At 59.9% G+C, this 15428-nt stretch carries 10 protein-coding genes; 2 read left to right on the forward strand and 8 right to left on the reverse strand.

Annotation, left to right across the window (positions count from 1 at the left end; all coding sequences use genetic code 11):
- Window positions 1-19 precede the first annotated feature (19 nt).
- From P792_RS21480 to edd, 8 genes are all read right to left on the reverse strand, one after another.
- A complete protein-coding gene (locus tag P792_RS21480) occupies window positions 20-766 on the reverse strand; it encodes a hypothetical protein (RefSeq protein ID WP_023977308.1) in 747 nt (248 codons plus the stop codon).
- A 126-nt stretch (window positions 767-892) separates the two neighbouring features.
- Window positions 893-2473, reverse strand: coding sequence for a bifunctional phosphoribosylaminoimidazolecarboxamide formyltransferase/IMP cyclohydrolase (gene purH, locus P792_RS21485; RefSeq protein ID WP_023977309.1), 1581 nt, complete (start codon window positions 2471-2473; stop codon window positions 893-895).
- A gap of 55 nt (window positions 2474-2528) precedes the next feature.
- Window positions 2529-3089 (reverse strand): metal-dependent hydrolase, encoded by a 561-nt coding sequence (locus P792_RS0117615; RefSeq protein ID WP_051395763.1) that lies wholly within the window; start codon window positions 3087-3089, stop codon window positions 2529-2531.
- 238 nt (window positions 3090-3327) lie between these two features.
- Window positions 3328-4818, reverse strand: a complete 1491-nt coding sequence (locus P792_RS21490) for an efflux transporter outer membrane subunit (RefSeq protein WP_081866784.1) — start codon at window positions 4816-4818, stop codon at window positions 3328-3330.
- The gene (locus P792_RS21495) at window positions 4815-5909 is read right to left on the reverse strand and encodes an HlyD family secretion protein (protein WP_023977312.1); all 1095 of its coding nucleotides are present in this window, start codon (window positions 5907-5909) and stop codon (window positions 4815-4817) included. Before P792_RS21495 ends, P792_RS21490 begins: the two co-directional genes overlap by 4 nt.
- Window positions 5910-5912: 3 nt before the next feature.
- A complete protein-coding gene (locus P792_RS21500) occupies window positions 5913-7472 on the reverse strand; it encodes an MFS transporter (protein WP_023977313.1) in 1560 nt (519 codons plus the stop codon).
- A gap of 353 nt (window positions 7473-7825) precedes the next feature.
- Window positions 7826-8416, reverse strand: a complete 591-nt coding sequence (eda, locus tag P792_RS21505; protein WP_235075376.1) for a bifunctional 4-hydroxy-2-oxoglutarate aldolase/2-dehydro-3-deoxy-phosphogluconate aldolase — start codon at window positions 8414-8416, stop codon at window positions 7826-7828.
- Complete coding sequence (edd, locus tag P792_RS21510) at window positions 8316-10304, reverse strand: phosphogluconate dehydratase (RefSeq protein ID WP_023977315.1); 1989 nt, start codon at window positions 10302-10304, stop codon at window positions 8316-8318. Before edd ends, eda begins: the two co-directional genes overlap by 101 nt.
- Window positions 10305-10605: 301 nt before the next feature.
- Between edd and P792_RS21515 the strand changes: the two genes are divergently transcribed.
- Window positions 10606-13542 (forward strand): TonB-dependent receptor domain-containing protein, encoded by a 2937-nt coding sequence (locus P792_RS21515; RefSeq protein ID WP_023977316.1) that lies wholly within the window; start codon window positions 10606-10608, stop codon window positions 13540-13542.
- Window positions 13543-13706: 164 nt separating this feature from the next.
- On the forward strand, window positions 13707-15344 hold the full coding sequence (locus P792_RS21520) for an FGGY-family carbohydrate kinase (protein WP_023977317.1): 1638 nt from the start codon (window positions 13707-13709) through the stop codon (window positions 15342-15344).
- The last annotated feature ends 84 nt before the right edge of the window (window positions 15345-15428 follow it).

Here is a 15428-nt window from a genome sequence, read left to right on the forward strand (position 1 = left end):
CTGAACCGCTGAGGGGACCTTATTCAGTGCCTCCCGGCGCCTCGATCTGATCGTAACCCGCAGATCCCGGCGGAGCGCCGCGCGGGACAAGCGGTTCGTCCGAAACATGAATGGCCTGCAGCCTGTCGGGCCCAAGACGCCTTGCCACGACTAACTTGCCATAGGCCGTCTGATAGCCGTAACCCTCCGCATAGATCGGTGCCCCGAGACGCAGGAAAGAGGTACGGGCGCCGGAAGCAGGCACACGCAGCACGGTGCCATTATCGAGTAAGGCTCCATTCAGCGCCCCATCACCATCATGCAGCAACCGTGCGATCCGGCCCTGCGTGCTGGCGGGGGGCGCTGCCGTCACGAGCTCCGGCATGGGCGAGGCACAAAGCTCCTGCCCGTTGCTCAGCGCGAAAGCTCGGACGAGACGAAGCGATGGTGCGGCAAGCCCGCGAACGGTGATGGTCGCCCCAGCACGCATGTGATGATCCTGCGCGGCGAGACCGGGGGGCATTTCGATTTCGGTGCCATCCCTAAGCAAGGCACCCACGGCGTCTCCCTGTGTGCCCGGCAATAGGCGGTCTATCTTGCCAGAAAAACGGGGGAGACTTGTCAGATCGAAAACACATCCCGCCGGGAGCGAGTCGGAAACTGCTTGCGACATTTTCCCCTGAGGCTTCGTATCCCCTGAGATCGCAGGCTGAGCAGCGGCACGCCCCGCAGGCGCAAGCACCAATGCAGCAACGAACCCTGCCAGCAAACCGGTTCTGATCTTCATGTTTCCCCCCTCTGTGAGAGCTATCTCAGCCCTGTCCTTCACAACCGACTGATTGACGCGCCGTTACCCGGCGCGACTTCAGTCCGAGGCACCGGGCAGTCGGGAAAGCGACAACGCAGACCAGTTTCAATGACGGAAATGGCGCATACCGGTGAATACCATGGCAATGCCAGCTGCATCGGCAGCATCGATCACTTCCTGGTCGCGGATGGAACCGCCCGGCTGGATAACGGCGATGGCGCCGGCCGCAATCACGCTCTCAAGGCCGTCGGCGAAGGGGAAGAACGCGTCAGACGCCGCGACCGACCCCTCTGTCAGTGCCACCGTCTCACCTGCGGCCTCGGCTGCGTCGAGGCTCTTGCGTGCCGCGATACGCGCTGAGTCGACGCGTGACATCTGCCCGGCCCCGATGCCGACCGTGGTACGATCCTTGGCGTAGATCACGGCATTGGATTTCACGTGCTTGGCAACGCGGAAAGCAAAAAGCAGATCGGCCATTTCAGCGTCGGTCGGTGCCCGCTTGGTCACGACACGCAGATCGGCTTCGGTCACCTGACCGGCATCACGGCTCTGTGCCAGGAAGCCGCCTGCAACCGACTTGAAGGTCATGCCCTCAGCCGTGGCGGAAGGTACGCCCCCCGTCAGGAGCAGGCGCAGGTTCTTCTTGCGGCTCAGCGCCGTGCGTGCGCCTTCGGTGGCATCAGGAGCCACAATCACCTCAGTGAAGATCGTGGCAATCTGCTCGGCTGTCGCCTCATCGAGTGTACGGTTCAGCGCGACGATGCCGCCAAAGGCCGAAACGGGGTCACATTTGAGTGCAGCTTTCCATGCCGCCTCGAGCGTCTCGGCGCTGGCCACACCGCAGGGATTGGCGTGCTTGACGATCACCACGCTCGGCTTGTCGAACTCGGCAACAGCCTCGAAAGCCGCATCAGTATCGTTCAGGTTGTTGTAGCTGAGGGCCTTGCCCTGGATCTGCGTTGCCGTCGCGATGCCGAAACGCTTCTCACCGGTGACATAGAAAGCCGCCTGCTGATGCGGGTTCTCACCATAGCGCAGGGCCTCACGACGCGTGCCACTCAGTGTCATGGTTTCTGGCAAGGCGTCGCCGCGCTGGCCCGCAAACCAGGTGGCAATCATCGCATCATAGGCACCCGTATGGGCATAGGCGGCACCTGCCCAAGCTGTGCGCTCGGCCAGTGTGGAGCCGCCAGCATCGAGCGATGCCTTGAGCGCATCATATTGTGCGGGCTCTGTCAGGATCACGACATGGTCGTGATTCTTGGCTGCTGCGCGGATCATGGCGGGGCCACCGATATCGATATTCTCGATGCAGTCCTCCGGGCCTGCCCCCGACGCGACGGTCGCGGCAAACGGGTAGAGGTTGACGCAAACGAGGTCGATCGGCGCAATATTGTGTTCAGCCATCTGGGCCTTGTGGGAGTCCAGGTCCCGACGGCCAAGAATACCGCCATGGATCTGCGGTACCAGCGTCTTGACGCGACCATCTAGAATTTCGGGAAAGCCCGTGTGATCGGAAACGTCCGTCACGGGCAGTCCGGCATCACGCAGGGCCTTGGCCGATCCGCCCGTCGAGAGAAGCTGCGCGCCATGCGCGACCAGCGCCTTGCCCAGATCGATCAGACCGGCCTTGTCTGAAACGGAAAGAAGCGCCCGGCGGACGGGCAGGCGATCGGGAGAGGTCATGACGGGCTCCGGAATGGCTGAATTTCAAGAGGTGCTCATAGGCGTCCGAGCCATTTTACGCAATAAAAGCCATGCGCCGGGCTTTGCCGCTGTGAGACCCGATTGATGTATGATGGCCGGACTGACGCGCCTCATGGGTCAGGAGATGATACGTCACGCCTCCCAACAACCCGAGGCTGACAAGCAGGACCATATATTCGCGCAGGCTGCCAACCCTGGCATATGGCCAGAGAGAAATCCTGTTGCGGGATAATGGGTAGAGCGCCCAGCACCCACCAGTCACGAGGTCACCTGCGATATGGCTCGCATATCCGATCAGGAAACTTCCCAGAGCCGAACGCAGGACACCCATTCCACCCAAATGGATCGCAGCCAGACCCATCAGCAATGGCACAGCCAGAGAATGGGTAACTGTCCTATGGCCTACCCAACGGGAAAGCGTTCGCGAAAGCCAAGGCAAGCGACAGCCAAGTATGGAACGTTCGGTGTCGATATCAGGTGTCAGGCTCCCCAGGGCAGCCATTCCCAGGGAGGCGAAAGTGAACGGCACATAGCCTGCCGCCGCGGCCGTTATTCCACAGGCCAAACCAAGAACGATATGAGAACGTCCATTCATGCCGCCTTATGGCACCACTTGATCATTCCGGTCTAGGCCGATGATTCTAAACAAGACTCTGAGCAAGATATTTTGTTCAGATTGACACCATGATCGCGCTAGGATCGATGTTTGTTCTCTCACACCCCGAAGGAACAAATATTTGACTCAAGAATCTCGTAATATCAGGAAGTTGTACAATTTTGATAAAGCAATATCCAAAGATACAGCTTCTCATACACTGGACAAATCAACGACCCTAACCTGCTGACTTTGAGGCTTTATCCTCCGAAAATTCCGGATACTCCCAACCTCCACCCAGTGCCCGATAAAGAGAGACGAAAGCGGTCGCAATCTGAATTCTGTTGGCCGAGAAAGTCGCCTCCGCGGCCAGCGCCGCAGCCTCCGCCGTGTCGACCTGGAGGAAGTCCACAGCCCCTTCGCGATAGCGCTGTTGCGCAACTTCAACGGCCTTGCGGCTCTCCTGCCACGCGATCCGCGTCTGCACGAGGCGTTTCTGGGACTGGGCATAAGCCGTCAAGGCATTGTCGACCTCGTTCCAGGCCGTCGTCACGGTCTGGTGGTAGGTAAGCGCCGCGTCTTTTTGCTCGGCCCGTCTCAGTGCCAGCGTCCCGCGCAGGCGTCCGCCCTCGAAGAGTGGGACAGACAGGGTTGGCCCCGTCGCAAACTGACGAGATGGCAGTGAAAAGAAATTCGCTGCAGACAGGGTCTGTGTGCCCATTTGCCCCGTCAGGGTAATATCCGGGTAAAACGCAGCAATGGCGACCCCGACGCCAGCAGTCGCCATATGCAGCTTGGCTTCGGCTTCACGAATATCAGGGCGCCTGCGAGCCAGGGCTGAGGGCACCCCGATCGGCGCAGCCGGCACGATGATCGGCATCGTGCCTTCACGGCGCGCCAGTTCCTGCGCGAGGCTTCGCGGCGGTTCGTCCAGAAGCAGGCCGATGGCATTGATCAGCGCACTTTCCGAATTGCGTAGGGTGGGAAGCGCCGAGGCCGTATTGGCCTGCTCCGTACGGGCCTGCGCCAGATCGAGCGTGGTCGCTGCGCCGTTGCCAAACCGTGACTGCACGAGGGCCAGATCATGATCGGAAACCGCCATGTGCCGCTCGGTGATTGCAATCTGGTCCTGAACACCGCGAAGCTGCATGTAGCTGTCAACCAGTGTCGCGATCGTACTTAGAGCAAGGCCGTGGCGTGCCTCGGCTGCGGCCTCCTGTGCTGCGTGCTGGGCTTCGACGGCGCGGCGTATTTGCCCGAAAAGATCGAGATCCCATGATGCGCCAAGCGTGTTCTGGAAGAAGTCATATTCGTTCGGCGCGCCAGTGCGTGGCTGCACAAGCGAGATAAATCCTGTCTCGCTCTGATGGGTGCGGGTATAGGACCCGGCCCAGTTCAAACTAGGGAGCCCCTGCGCGGCCGCGATACGTGTTTGCGACCGGGCTTCGGCAATACGTTGCATCCCGCGCTGCAGGTCGATGTTCTGCACTGCAAGACGATCAATCAGATGGTTGAGCTCAGAGTCATTGAACTGCTTCCACCAGGCCACATCGACCGGACCGCCATAGGTCGCTCCTGCCACATCCTGCGGCTCCGCCCCGAACTGCACGGGCGAGATCATATCCGGACGTTTGAAATCAGGGCCCATCGTGCAGGCTGCAACCATGCTACCAACGCAGCACAGCGCTATTCCCCCGCGCAGAACAGCCGCCCGCCTGATCGTTCTCATCGTGCGGTGATCCCGTTCGCGCTATGCCGCTGCTCATCCACGACATTTTCAAGATGGGTATCGACCGTCGTCTCGACCGAAAAGCCCATACGCAGCAGCTTGGCGAGAGGCTGGTTCGGGGCCACGACGATCTTCACGGGAAGGCGCTGGACGATCTTGGTGAAATTCCCCGTGGCATTTTCCGGGGCGATCGGGGCGAAGGCAGCACCCGAAGCCGGAGGGATACTGTCAACGATGCCGTCCAGATCCATGTCATAGGCATCGACATGGATACGGGCATGCTGCCCGGGACGCATATGGCGCAGCGCGAGCTCACGATAATTCGCCATGACCCAAAGCTGATCCATCGGCACAAGCGCCATGAGGGCGGCACCCGGCGATACGTAATTGCCCGATTGAACGGTCTTCTCGCCCACCATACCGTCAAACGGTGCGCGTATCTCGGTATAGGACAGGTTGAGTTCGTCCTGCCGCACCACGGCGTGGTCGATCTTAAGCGTCCTGAGCGCCGCCTCATGGCGTGCCCGCAGGATCGGAATCTCATCCTGTGCTGCCGTGATCCGCGCTTTCATGCTCCTCAGATTGGCTTCCATTTCGCGCATAGAGGCATCGGTAAGCTGACGCTCCTGCGCGGATCCTGCGCCGGTCTGAGCCAGGTTGTGATAGCGCTGGGCATTCTGCCTAGCATAGACGAGTTGCGCTTCGATCCGCGCGGCCTCTGCCTTGCTTTCCTCGATCATGCTCGGCTGACGATCCACCGCTGCCTCGGCATCGAGCACGAGCGCCTCGTCGTGCGCGAGCTGGGCACGACTGCGCGTAAGCGCCGTTTCGTAGTCGCGTGGATCGAGCCGTGCCATGACCTGCCCCGCCTTGACGCTCTGGTTATCATCAACCAGCACCTCGACCACCTGTCCCGGCACACGCGGCGCAATGGTGGCGTAATGGGCCGTCACATAGGCATCATTTGTCCAGACCTTGCGGTTTGGCACGAAAATGATCGCAAGGATGATCCCGCAGAACACCACGAGAATGAAGCCTGTCACAAGGAAAGGCCATTTGGCGGGACTGCTTTTCTGATCGTCTGAGGCCATGATTCAGGATTTTTTCTTCACGAACATGAGGCGGGGGGGATAGGTCCGCTGAGGCAGGAGAATGACCCATGCCATGAGGAAAACCGTGATCCCGGCGATGATGAGATAGGCGTCAGACAGTTCCAGAACGGTCGTCTGATGGGCAAGCTGATATTTGAAGGTGGGCAACGCATCCGGGCTGCGCGGGGTACCGTCAGGCAGTAAAGGCGCCGGGCGCTGCAGCGGAATGGCATTTGCCTGAAAGGTGCGGTAGCGGTCCAGCCCGATGCGGTCCGTAATGCGGTTGGAATGCAGCCCACCGCGCCAGCGATGGATAAGCTGGAGCATCCAGACGCCGATAGCCTGCGACACGGCACGCGGGGTGTTGACCATCGCCGAGGCAAACGGCCCCTCGGCGGGAACGAGCGAGTTGGTGGACATCATGAGCAGTGGCATGACAATCATCGCCTCACCCGCGCCCATGAAAATCTGCCACAGATAGAACTCGTTGCGGTTCCATCCGACCGTCAGAAAGCTATCGCCAATACACGCCATGCAGATCAGGCACATGCCCAGCAGGCTGACCACGCGGCTATCGACCGCCTTACTGTTCAGCACCACAGCCATAAGAGGCAGCATGACGAGCTGGATACAGGCAATCTCCAGCGTGACAGGGTAGATCTGTTCAGGCCGGTAGCCAGCCACTTCCTGCAGGAATGTCGCAGGCAGGGTCGATGAAGCCAGAGACACCACAAGGAAAATGAGCAACGTCGTTGCCCCGTAGGCGAAATTGCGTCGACCGAGCAGCTGGATACGAAACAGCGGCGTATGCTGCTCCCATTCATTGATCACCAAAAGGGGTATGCACACCACCGCCACCAGGGCCATGACGCAGATAGCGGGTGAATTAAACCAGTCCAGCCGGTCTCCCTGCTGCAGCATGGTGGAGAGCGCCCCGAAGCCGAACAATATAAGAAGCGCGCCCTTCCAGTCGAAATTGCGGAAGCGTTTGTAATTCGGCTCCTCTGGCGCGATGCCATACCATATGAGCGAAATTGCCAGACTGCCAAAAGGCACGGCTTGCCAGAACACAAAGCGCCAATCGACAAGATCGGTCCACAGACCCGCCAGCGCCGTGCTGAGATTGGGAAAAAACGTGGCTGTAAGAGAGTAAGCCGCGAGGCCATAAAGCCGCACAGGGGGGGCAAGTACGCGCAGGGCGACCAGCAGCAGCAACGGTACGGCAAACCCGCCAGCCAGCCCCTCGACAAGACGCAACCCATAGAGCAGGGTCAGATTGTGGTTGAACGGAATGCAGGCGGCCGAAAGGCTGGCAATCATCGCCACAACCACGGCAAAGCGACGGACGCCGAAGGTCAGCGCCATCCAGGGCGCGAGCGACATCCCCATGACCTCAGCCGAAAGATAAAGGCTGTTGAACCAGGTTCCGGGGTCGTGGCTGATGCCCAGCCCGCCCAGGATATCAGGGAGTGATTGTGACGAGACCTGCTCGTTGAGCTCGGTTGTCATCGCGAGCACGATGACACCAGCCAATCCGAAATAGGATCGCCCCTGCTTTGTCATGAAAGCGGCTGAGAGCCGTGGGGATCCGGACGAAATTCTGAGGAGGGCATGTCTGTGTCTATCCGTCGAAAGGCTTCGACTTGGCAATGATCCCGATCTTAAATTCTAAGTTATAATTTATGGTTGGCGGATCAGACACATGCCCCAATCCAGACCATGGAACCGCGGAACAGTCTTTCGTAACGCATGGGGCGCTGAACACAGCACAAGACTGGCAGTGAGGCAGCGCGGTAATCACATACGCACTCCTTACTTCCGCCTTCTGCCTGACGTTTTAGCAGGCGTTAGGGCCGCGCGAACCCGGCCCATCGTCGCAGATCTGTCAGAAGGTCTTTCTTTCCTCGCGGCTGGCCTCAGCCTGCCATCTTCGCAGCATTGCGAGCACGTGCCTCGATCGCGGCTGCATCGAAAGGACCGGCCGTAAGCCAGGAACCGCCCACACATGTAACGGCGGTTTCGGCGAGCCAGGCGCTGGCGTTATCTTCCGTGATCCCGCCCGTGGGGCAGAAACGAGCCTTGCCGAACACGGCGGCAAGCGCCTTGAGCGCGGGCAGGCCCCCATTGGCCATGGCAGGGAAGAACTTGAATCGGCTCAGTCCAAGGTCGAGCCCACGCATGATATCACCCGCATTGGCCACGCCCGGCAGAAGCGGCACGTCATGACGCTGTGCAGCAGCGGCGACTTCTGGCGTCAGACCGGGGCTTACGATGAACTGCGAGCCCGCATCGACAGCGCGTGCCAGATCGTCACCATTCAGCACAGTGCCCGCCCCGACATGAGCGCCCTCAACCTTGGACATTTCCCTGATGGCATCGAGTGCGCATTCGGTGCGCAGCGTCACCTCAAGCGTGGTCAACCCGCCCGCGACCAGCGCCTGCGCGATCGGCCGGGCTAGGGACAGATCCGGTATGACCAGCACCGGAATGACCGGACAACGCGTCATGACCGAGTCGAGCAGAGTCGTGTCGAGCATCGAAGAATTCCTTGTCGAGTTCTGTGGCATGCAGGTCCATCGTGTCTTCGAGAGCGGCGAGCATGGCTGAGCCCCCTTTCTCTGCCGTATCGGACCGGCTGCGCATCAGTGTGAACAGCTCGCGTCCAGTACCCAGTCCGGGCAGAGGCGGCAAGGCCGGTTGACGCGCCTGCCAGATGGCGGGCTCGACCAGCGCTTCGATCTGCCCACGACGGGCACAGATGCGCAGCATGTCACCATCCTCGATCCGGGCAATCGGCCCGCCGGATTGTGCCTCAGGGCAGATATGGATCGCAGCTGGCACCTTCCCGCTTGCGCCGGACATGCGACCGTCCGTGAACAACGCCACGCGATAGCCCTTGTCCTGCAGGACTGCCAGAGTGGGCGTCAGGCGATGCAGCTCAGGCATGCCGTTTGCATCCGGCCCCTGAAAACGGACCACCACAATGACGTCGCGGTTAAGCTTGCCTGCCTTGAAAGCGGCGATGACATCTTCCTGACGATCAAACACTGCAGCCGGTGCCTCGATGGTCTGGCGGTCATCATCGACGGCACTCGTCTTGTAAATGCCACGGCCGAGACTGCCCTGAACCAGGCGCATCCCGCCATCCTGACGGAAAGGCTCGCGTGTATCGCGCAGTACGCTGCGATCGGATGACGCACGCGCTGCACTGTAGAGCAGGGCCTCCCCTTCCAGCCGGGCACGGCAGGCGTAATCCGCGTAGCCACCCTTGGAGACCGTCAGGATATCCTGGTGCAGCATCCCGGCTTCGCTCAGCGCTGCAATCAGCGTTGGCAGCCCACCGGCTTCCTGCATGGCGTTCACATCGGCCGAACCGTTAGGATAAGCCCTTGTGAGCAGCGGTACGGCCCCGGAGAGCGCATCGAGATCGCTCCAATCGATGCAGATACCTGCCGCACGCGCAATGGCCGGCAGGTGGATGGCATGATTGGTGGACCCACCCGTGGCCAGAAGCCCGACAGCCGCATTCACGATGGCCTTTTCATCCACCATCCGGGCAAGCGGGCGGTGATCCGCGCCGGGTCGTGAAATTTCGACAAGGCGATGCACAGCCTTGCGGTTGAGCGCCTGACGGATGCGGGTGCTCGGGTTCCAGAAAGCAGAGTCGGGCAACATTAGGCCCATCATCTCCACCATCATCTGATTGGTGTTGGCCGTGCCATAAAAGGTGCAGGTTCCGGCACTGTGATAGGAGGCAGCCTCGGCCTCCATCAGGGCGCTCGAATCCACCTTTCCTTCGGCATAGAGCTGCCGCACGCGCTGCTTTTCCTTGTTCGGCAGCCCCGACGTCATGGGGCCTGCCGGAACGAGCAGCGCGGGCAGATGGCCAAAGCGCAGCGCGCCCATGAGCAGTCCTGGCACGATCTTGTCGCATATGCCCAGCAGCGCCACGCCCTCGAACATCCCGTGGCTCAATGCAATGGCGGTGCCCATGGCAATGTTGTCCCGCGACAGCAGAGAGAGTTCCATACCCTCCTGCCCCTGCGTCACGCCGTCACACATGGCTGGAACGCCGCCAGCCACCTGCACCGTCGCACCCATTTCGCGAGCGAAAAGGCGCATCTGGTCGGGATAGCGCGCGTATGGCTGATGCGCCGAGAGCATGTCGTTATAGCTGGTGACGACACCCAGATTCACCCCGCCCCCACGCATGAGGCGCGCCTTGTCCTCACCCGAAGCCGCGAGAGCATGGGCCAGATTGCCGCAGGCAAGACGCGGGCGCGAGATGCCCTTCTGACGGTTTCGCTCCATGAGGGCGAGATAGCGACGCCGCGACACGGCGGAGCGCTCAATGATGCGCTCGGTGACGGAAGCAACGACGGGATGAACGGTCATGGCGGCTCGCTGGAAGCAGTTTCGTGCTCGCGTTTTCGCGAGCTGTGCCCTTGTAAAGTTTCCGTGATCAGCGCGTCAAGTGCCGGTTGGTAATAAAATTCCCAAACATGCGTCAGTTTTAAAACTTCCTATCAACATCCATGCAACAGCCTGTTGCATCGGGAACACATCGCAATGGAAATGTCACAATGGCGACGAGTGACTCTACGTTACGAGATTGAAACTCTTGATCACCATGTGCCATCTGCGGGGTCAAATTCGGAGCTTATTCCGCCCTCAATTCCTTTCGCGAAAGTGACCAATGGCCATTTCCCGCATACGCATCTGCCGCGCCTCCATGCTGCTCGGTGCAACGATCCTCGCCGGTGCAAGCTTCACGGCTCAGGCCGCCCCCACTACCACGGCCCAGCACAAGGCAAGCCACAAGAGCAGCACAAAGCGCGCCGTACGTCCGTCTGCGCGTCCGGTCAGCACGGGCATCACAGCAACCCCGGCGGCTGTCACGACGGCAGCGCCAGTGAGCGCACGTCGCAGCAGCCTGACGTCGCTTTCCGGCCCCGCCCCGGCTGGCAATGAGAGTATCACGGTCGTTGGATCGGCGCTGAGCACGGCCAATAACAGCAATGCCAATCCCGTGCAGATCATCACCGCCAAGCAAATTGCGCAGACGGGCGTTAACAACCTATCCGACTTCTTCTCGCGCCTGCCATCGGTCGGCTCCAGCGCGACTACGAATGCCGTAACCAACGGCGGTGGCGGCGTCTCCTGTACCGATCTGCGCAACCTTGGCACCAACCGTGTGCTGGTCCTGATCGACGGAAAGCGTACGACCATCAATGGCAACTCGAACTGCGTCGATCTGAACTCGATCCCGCTGCAACAGGTTGCAGGCGTGGAAATCCTGCGTGATGGCGGGTCAGAACTCTACGGCGCAGATGCCGTGTCGGGCGTCATCAACATCAAGATGCGTCACGACGTAAACACCGGCAACATCACGATGCGCGGCAGCATCTCGCAATATGGCGATGCGCCCGAGGGTATGCTCTCAGCGTTCAAGGGCTGGAACTTCGACCACGGCAAGGGCAACATCACCCTATTCGGTCAGTACCTAACCTCAACCGGCGTGATGCAGCGTAACCGTGCCTGGGCAAACCCCGTGGCGTTGACCAACCCGGTTTCAGGCCAGCCGACCTACGGCTCGTCGTACAGCACAAACGGTGTATTCTACCCAAATAGCGGCGGCACCTACACCACGCACGATGGCGGCCAGGCGGTTGTGCCATTCACAAAGGCAGATCGCTATCCCTTCAACCGCGATTCCAGCCTGACCAACAACTATCAGGATTCCTCACTCTCGGGTGATGCACATTACGATGTGAACAAGCACCTGACAGTCTATGCAAACGTGCTTTACAGCCACCGCACGACAAACAGCTTCATGGCGCCTGAGCCCATGTCCGGCTCGATCCCGCCGAGCACCCTTCCCGGCGCGGTCGTCGTTCCCGGCGATTATCCCGGCAACCCATTCGGTGAGGACACAACCGTCTATCGCCGTATGGGCGAGTGGGGCTCCCGCCGTTACGAGCGCGCCTCAGACACTGTGACCGGCATGTTCGGTGCAAAGGGCGAGATCACCCATGGGTGGATGTATGATGCATCCTACACCTATGGTGTTAACCGTGAGAACGTTCGCAGTCTGAACATTGGGAATTATGCCAATCTGCTCAACACCTGGGGTTTGCGCGCAACCGATCCCGGCAACCCGGACACCAGCCTCGTTTATGACCCGAGTGTTTGTCAGGCATCGGCAGGCTGTGAGCTCTCCTCACCTTTTGGCAAGCTGACCCCGCAGGGCGCTGCCTATACCAACTACACAACAGCCGAAAACATCCAGTACCAGTTCCGCGATACCAACTTCCGTGTGCACAACAACCATGTTGTCAACATGCCCTGGAAGAATGGGGGCGATCTTGGCATCGCCCTTGGCATGGAACATCGCAGTGAGCAGATGAGCGACAGCCCTGACCCGCTGGTGGCTCAGGGTATCACGCTGACTAACACGCAGGCCTATACCGGTGGTGGCTTCAACGTTTCCGAAGGGTACCTCGAAGGCAAGCTAAACTTGCTGAAAAACGCCTTCCTCGCCAAGGATCTGACGATCGACGCCCAGGGTCGTTATTCGTCCTACAACACTTTCGGCGCGGCCAAGAACTGGAAGGTATCGATCAACTGGGCACCGAACCGCGATATCCGCTTCCGTGGCACACTCGGCACGTCCTATCGTCAGCCGAATATCTTCGAGCTCTTCGGCGGCCAGCAGCTGAGCTACGAAACGGCATACGACCCCTGCTCGCAGGTCGGCACCTACGGGGCCGCCTCGGCAACCGTTGCCGCCACCTGTGCCCGTCAGGGTATTGGTCCGGGCTTCGAGATGCGTAACTCGGCTCAGGTCCCCACGCTTCAGGGTGGTAACTCTCAGGTCAAGCCGGAAACGGGTCGTACCTACACCTTCGGTACGGTTCTGACCCCGCACTGGGTACCGGGTCTCTCGCTGTCGGTTGAATACTGGCACTACACGCTCAAGAACATGATCAGCGCGATTGGTACGCAGTATCTGCTTGATCAGTGCTACACGGGTGCGAACACCGGCTATTGCGGCAATATCGTCCGTAACGCGCAGACGCAGCAGATTCAGACGGCCTCTGCCCTGTACGAAAATCTGGGCGGCCTGCGCACGAGCGGTATCGACTTCGATCTGGATTACACTTTCCGTATCACCCGTCATGACCGCCTGAACCTGAGCAACAACTTCCAGCAGCTGATCAGCTATCAGCAGCAATATGTGCCGGGTGGTCAGTGGTACAATTATGATGGCCGCCTACTGTACAACAACAGCACAGGTCAGCCCCGCGTGCGTGACTACGCAACGGCAACATGGCGTCATGACGATTTCAGCTTCATCTATATGATGAGCTATACGGGCGGCATGGTCTGGAACAACCAGTCGGAGGACCTCGTGAAGGGCACCGTTGGCCGTTACAAGACGCCGGGCATCTTCACGCATGACATCACGCTTGCCTATCAGCTGAACCGCTGGAACTTCCAGACAGGCGTGCGCAACCTGTTCGACAAGAAGCCCCCCTACGTCGTTGATGGTGCCACGAACAGCAACGTCTATCAGTACGGCAATCTCTTCATGGGCCGTAACGTGTTCGTCCAGGCCGGGGTCAATTTCTGATCCGTTCTGGCAAACATAACAGGCTATCGACCCGGCATCTCAAGGTGCCGGGTTTTTTTGTGCGATATCTCATACATATTGAGACAGATCACACGCATTGGTGAATTGCATCCCAGAAGCTGAGTGGGAATATGACGAATTCGTAAGAGTTTGGATGGGTCCCCATGGAAGTTGTTATTGGCGTCGATGTCGGCACAGGCAGTGCACGCGCCGGCGTATTTTCCCTCACCGGAGAGAAGCTCGCTTCCTGCGTGACCCCCACCCGCACCTGGCGGCCTGAGGCAGATTTCATCCAGCAATCCTCAACGGACATCTGGGGTGCCATCTGCAAGAGCGTCCGTACTGCGATGAGCGAGCTTGAGGGCAAAAATCCTGTGGTGCGCGGCATCGGGTTTGACGCCACCTGTTCGCTCGTCGTCCTTGATCGCGAGGGTAAGCCCCTCTCCATCGATCCCAAGGGGGACGCTGAGCAGGACATCATCCTCTGGGCCGATCACCGAGCGATGAAAGAAGCTGAGGAAATCAACACCGGCAAGTATGAAGTGCTGCGTTATGTCGGGGGCACCATCTCCCCCGAGATGGAAACGCCAAAACTCCTCTGGCTCAAGCGCAACATGCCGGAAACCTTTGCAAAGGCCGGCTATTTCTTTGATCTTCCCGATTACCTGACATGGCGCGCAACCGGCGCAGACTCCCGCAGCTGCTGCTCGACAGTGTGCAAATGGACCTATCTCGCCCATTCCAAGGGCTGGGATAAATCCTACTTCAAGGCAATCGGTCTGGGCGAACTGGTTGATGAAGGCTACCAGCGCATTGGCAAGGATGTGCGTTCACTGGGCGAGACCGTCGGGAACGGGCTGAGTGCCGATGCCGCGCATGAACTCGGGCTCGAAGCTGGTATCCCTGTCGGTGTATCCGCGATTGACGCCCATGCCGGTGGCATCGGGGTGATCGGCTCCGCATCGGGTGAAACGGTTGATGATGCCGCACTCGACCGCAGCCTTGCGTTGATCAGTGGAACGTCGAGCTGCCACATGGCCGTGTCGAAAGAGGCACGTTATGTGGATGGGATCTGGGGCCCTTATTCCGAAGCCATGATCCCTGGCACGTGGCTGAACGAAGCCGGTCAGTCTGCCGTAGGTTCACTCGTCGATTTCGTGATTTCCAACCATGCCTATGGGCCTGAGCTGGCCGAAAAGGCCAAATCGGAAGGTCGTACTGTTTACGAGCTGCTCAATGAGCGCTTGGCCGAACTCGAAAAGGGCGCCCTGCCCGGTTCGCTGACAGCCGAATTCCACGTACTGCCAGATTATCACGGCAACCGGTCGCCCCATGCCGACCCGACCCTGCGCGGCATGGTGAGCGGGCTCAGCCTCTCGGCCGGGTTCGATGACCTTGTGATGCTCTATCTCGCGACCATTCAGGGCCTGGCCTATGGCACGCGCGATATCATCCGTGCGCTCAATGCGAAGGGCTACGCAATCGACACCATTTTCGCGACAGGGGGCGGCACCAAGAACCCCGTGTTCCTGCGTGAACATGCCAATGCAACGGGATGCCGTATCATGCTGCCAAACGAGCCCGATGCTGTTCTCCTTGGCTCGGCCATCCTCGGCGCGGTTGCAGGCGGGGTTTACAGCGACATGCGCGTGGCCATGTCGCAGATGACCCGTGTCGGTGCGGAAGTCGCGCCTGATACCAGCACGTCACGTTATCACAACGCCAAATTCGCCGTGTTTCAGGCGATGCATGACGAGCAGCTTCACCATCGTGCCCTGATGGCCGAAGCCCTCGCCCACTAGACCTTCAAGCCCCCACCTCACGTGGGGGACATCATCCGGACTGCCTACAAGACACGCTGAACTTTTCCCTTACAGCCAGGACGA

The sequence above is a fragment of the Asaia sp. SF2.1 genome (assembly GCF_000505765.1).
Lineage (GTDB): Bacteria > Pseudomonadota > Alphaproteobacteria > Acetobacterales > Acetobacteraceae > Asaia > Asaia bogorensis.

Coding starts and splice junctions, on each gene's coding strand:
- eda (WP_235075376.1), bottom strand. CDS start 8,416: ATGACGCGTTGTCCGGTCATTCCGGTGCTGGTCATACCGGATCTGTCC.
- P792_RS21480 (WP_023977308.1), bottom strand. CDS start 766: ATGAAGATCAGAACCGGTTTGCTGGCAGGGTTCGTTGCTGCATTGGTG.
- P792_RS21495 (WP_023977312.1), bottom strand. CDS start 5,909: ATGGCCTCAGACGATCAGAAAAGCAGTCCCGCCAAATGGCCTTTCCTT.
- P792_RS0117615 (WP_051395763.1), bottom strand. CDS start 3,089: ATGAATGGACGTTCTCATATCGTTCTTGGTTTGGCCTGTGGAATAACG.
- P792_RS21515 (WP_023977316.1), top strand. CDS start 10,606: ATGGCCATTTCCCGCATACGCATCTGCCGCGCCTCCATGCTGCTCGGT.
- P792_RS21500 (WP_023977313.1), bottom strand. CDS start 7,472: ATGACAAAGCAGGGGCGATCCTATTTCGGATTGGCTGGTGTCATCGTG.
- edd (WP_023977315.1), bottom strand. CDS start 10,304: ATGACCGTTCATCCCGTCGTTGCTTCCGTCACCGAGCGCATCATTGAG.
- P792_RS21520 (WP_023977317.1), top strand. CDS start 13,707: ATGGAAGTTGTTATTGGCGTCGATGTCGGCACAGGCAGTGCACGCGCC.
- P792_RS21490 (WP_081866784.1), bottom strand. CDS start 4,818: ATGAGAACGATCAGGCGGGCGGCTGTTCTGCGCGGGGGAATAGCGCTG.
- purH (WP_023977309.1), bottom strand. CDS start 2,473: ATGACCTCTCCCGATCGCCTGCCCGTCCGCCGGGCGCTTCTTTCCGTT.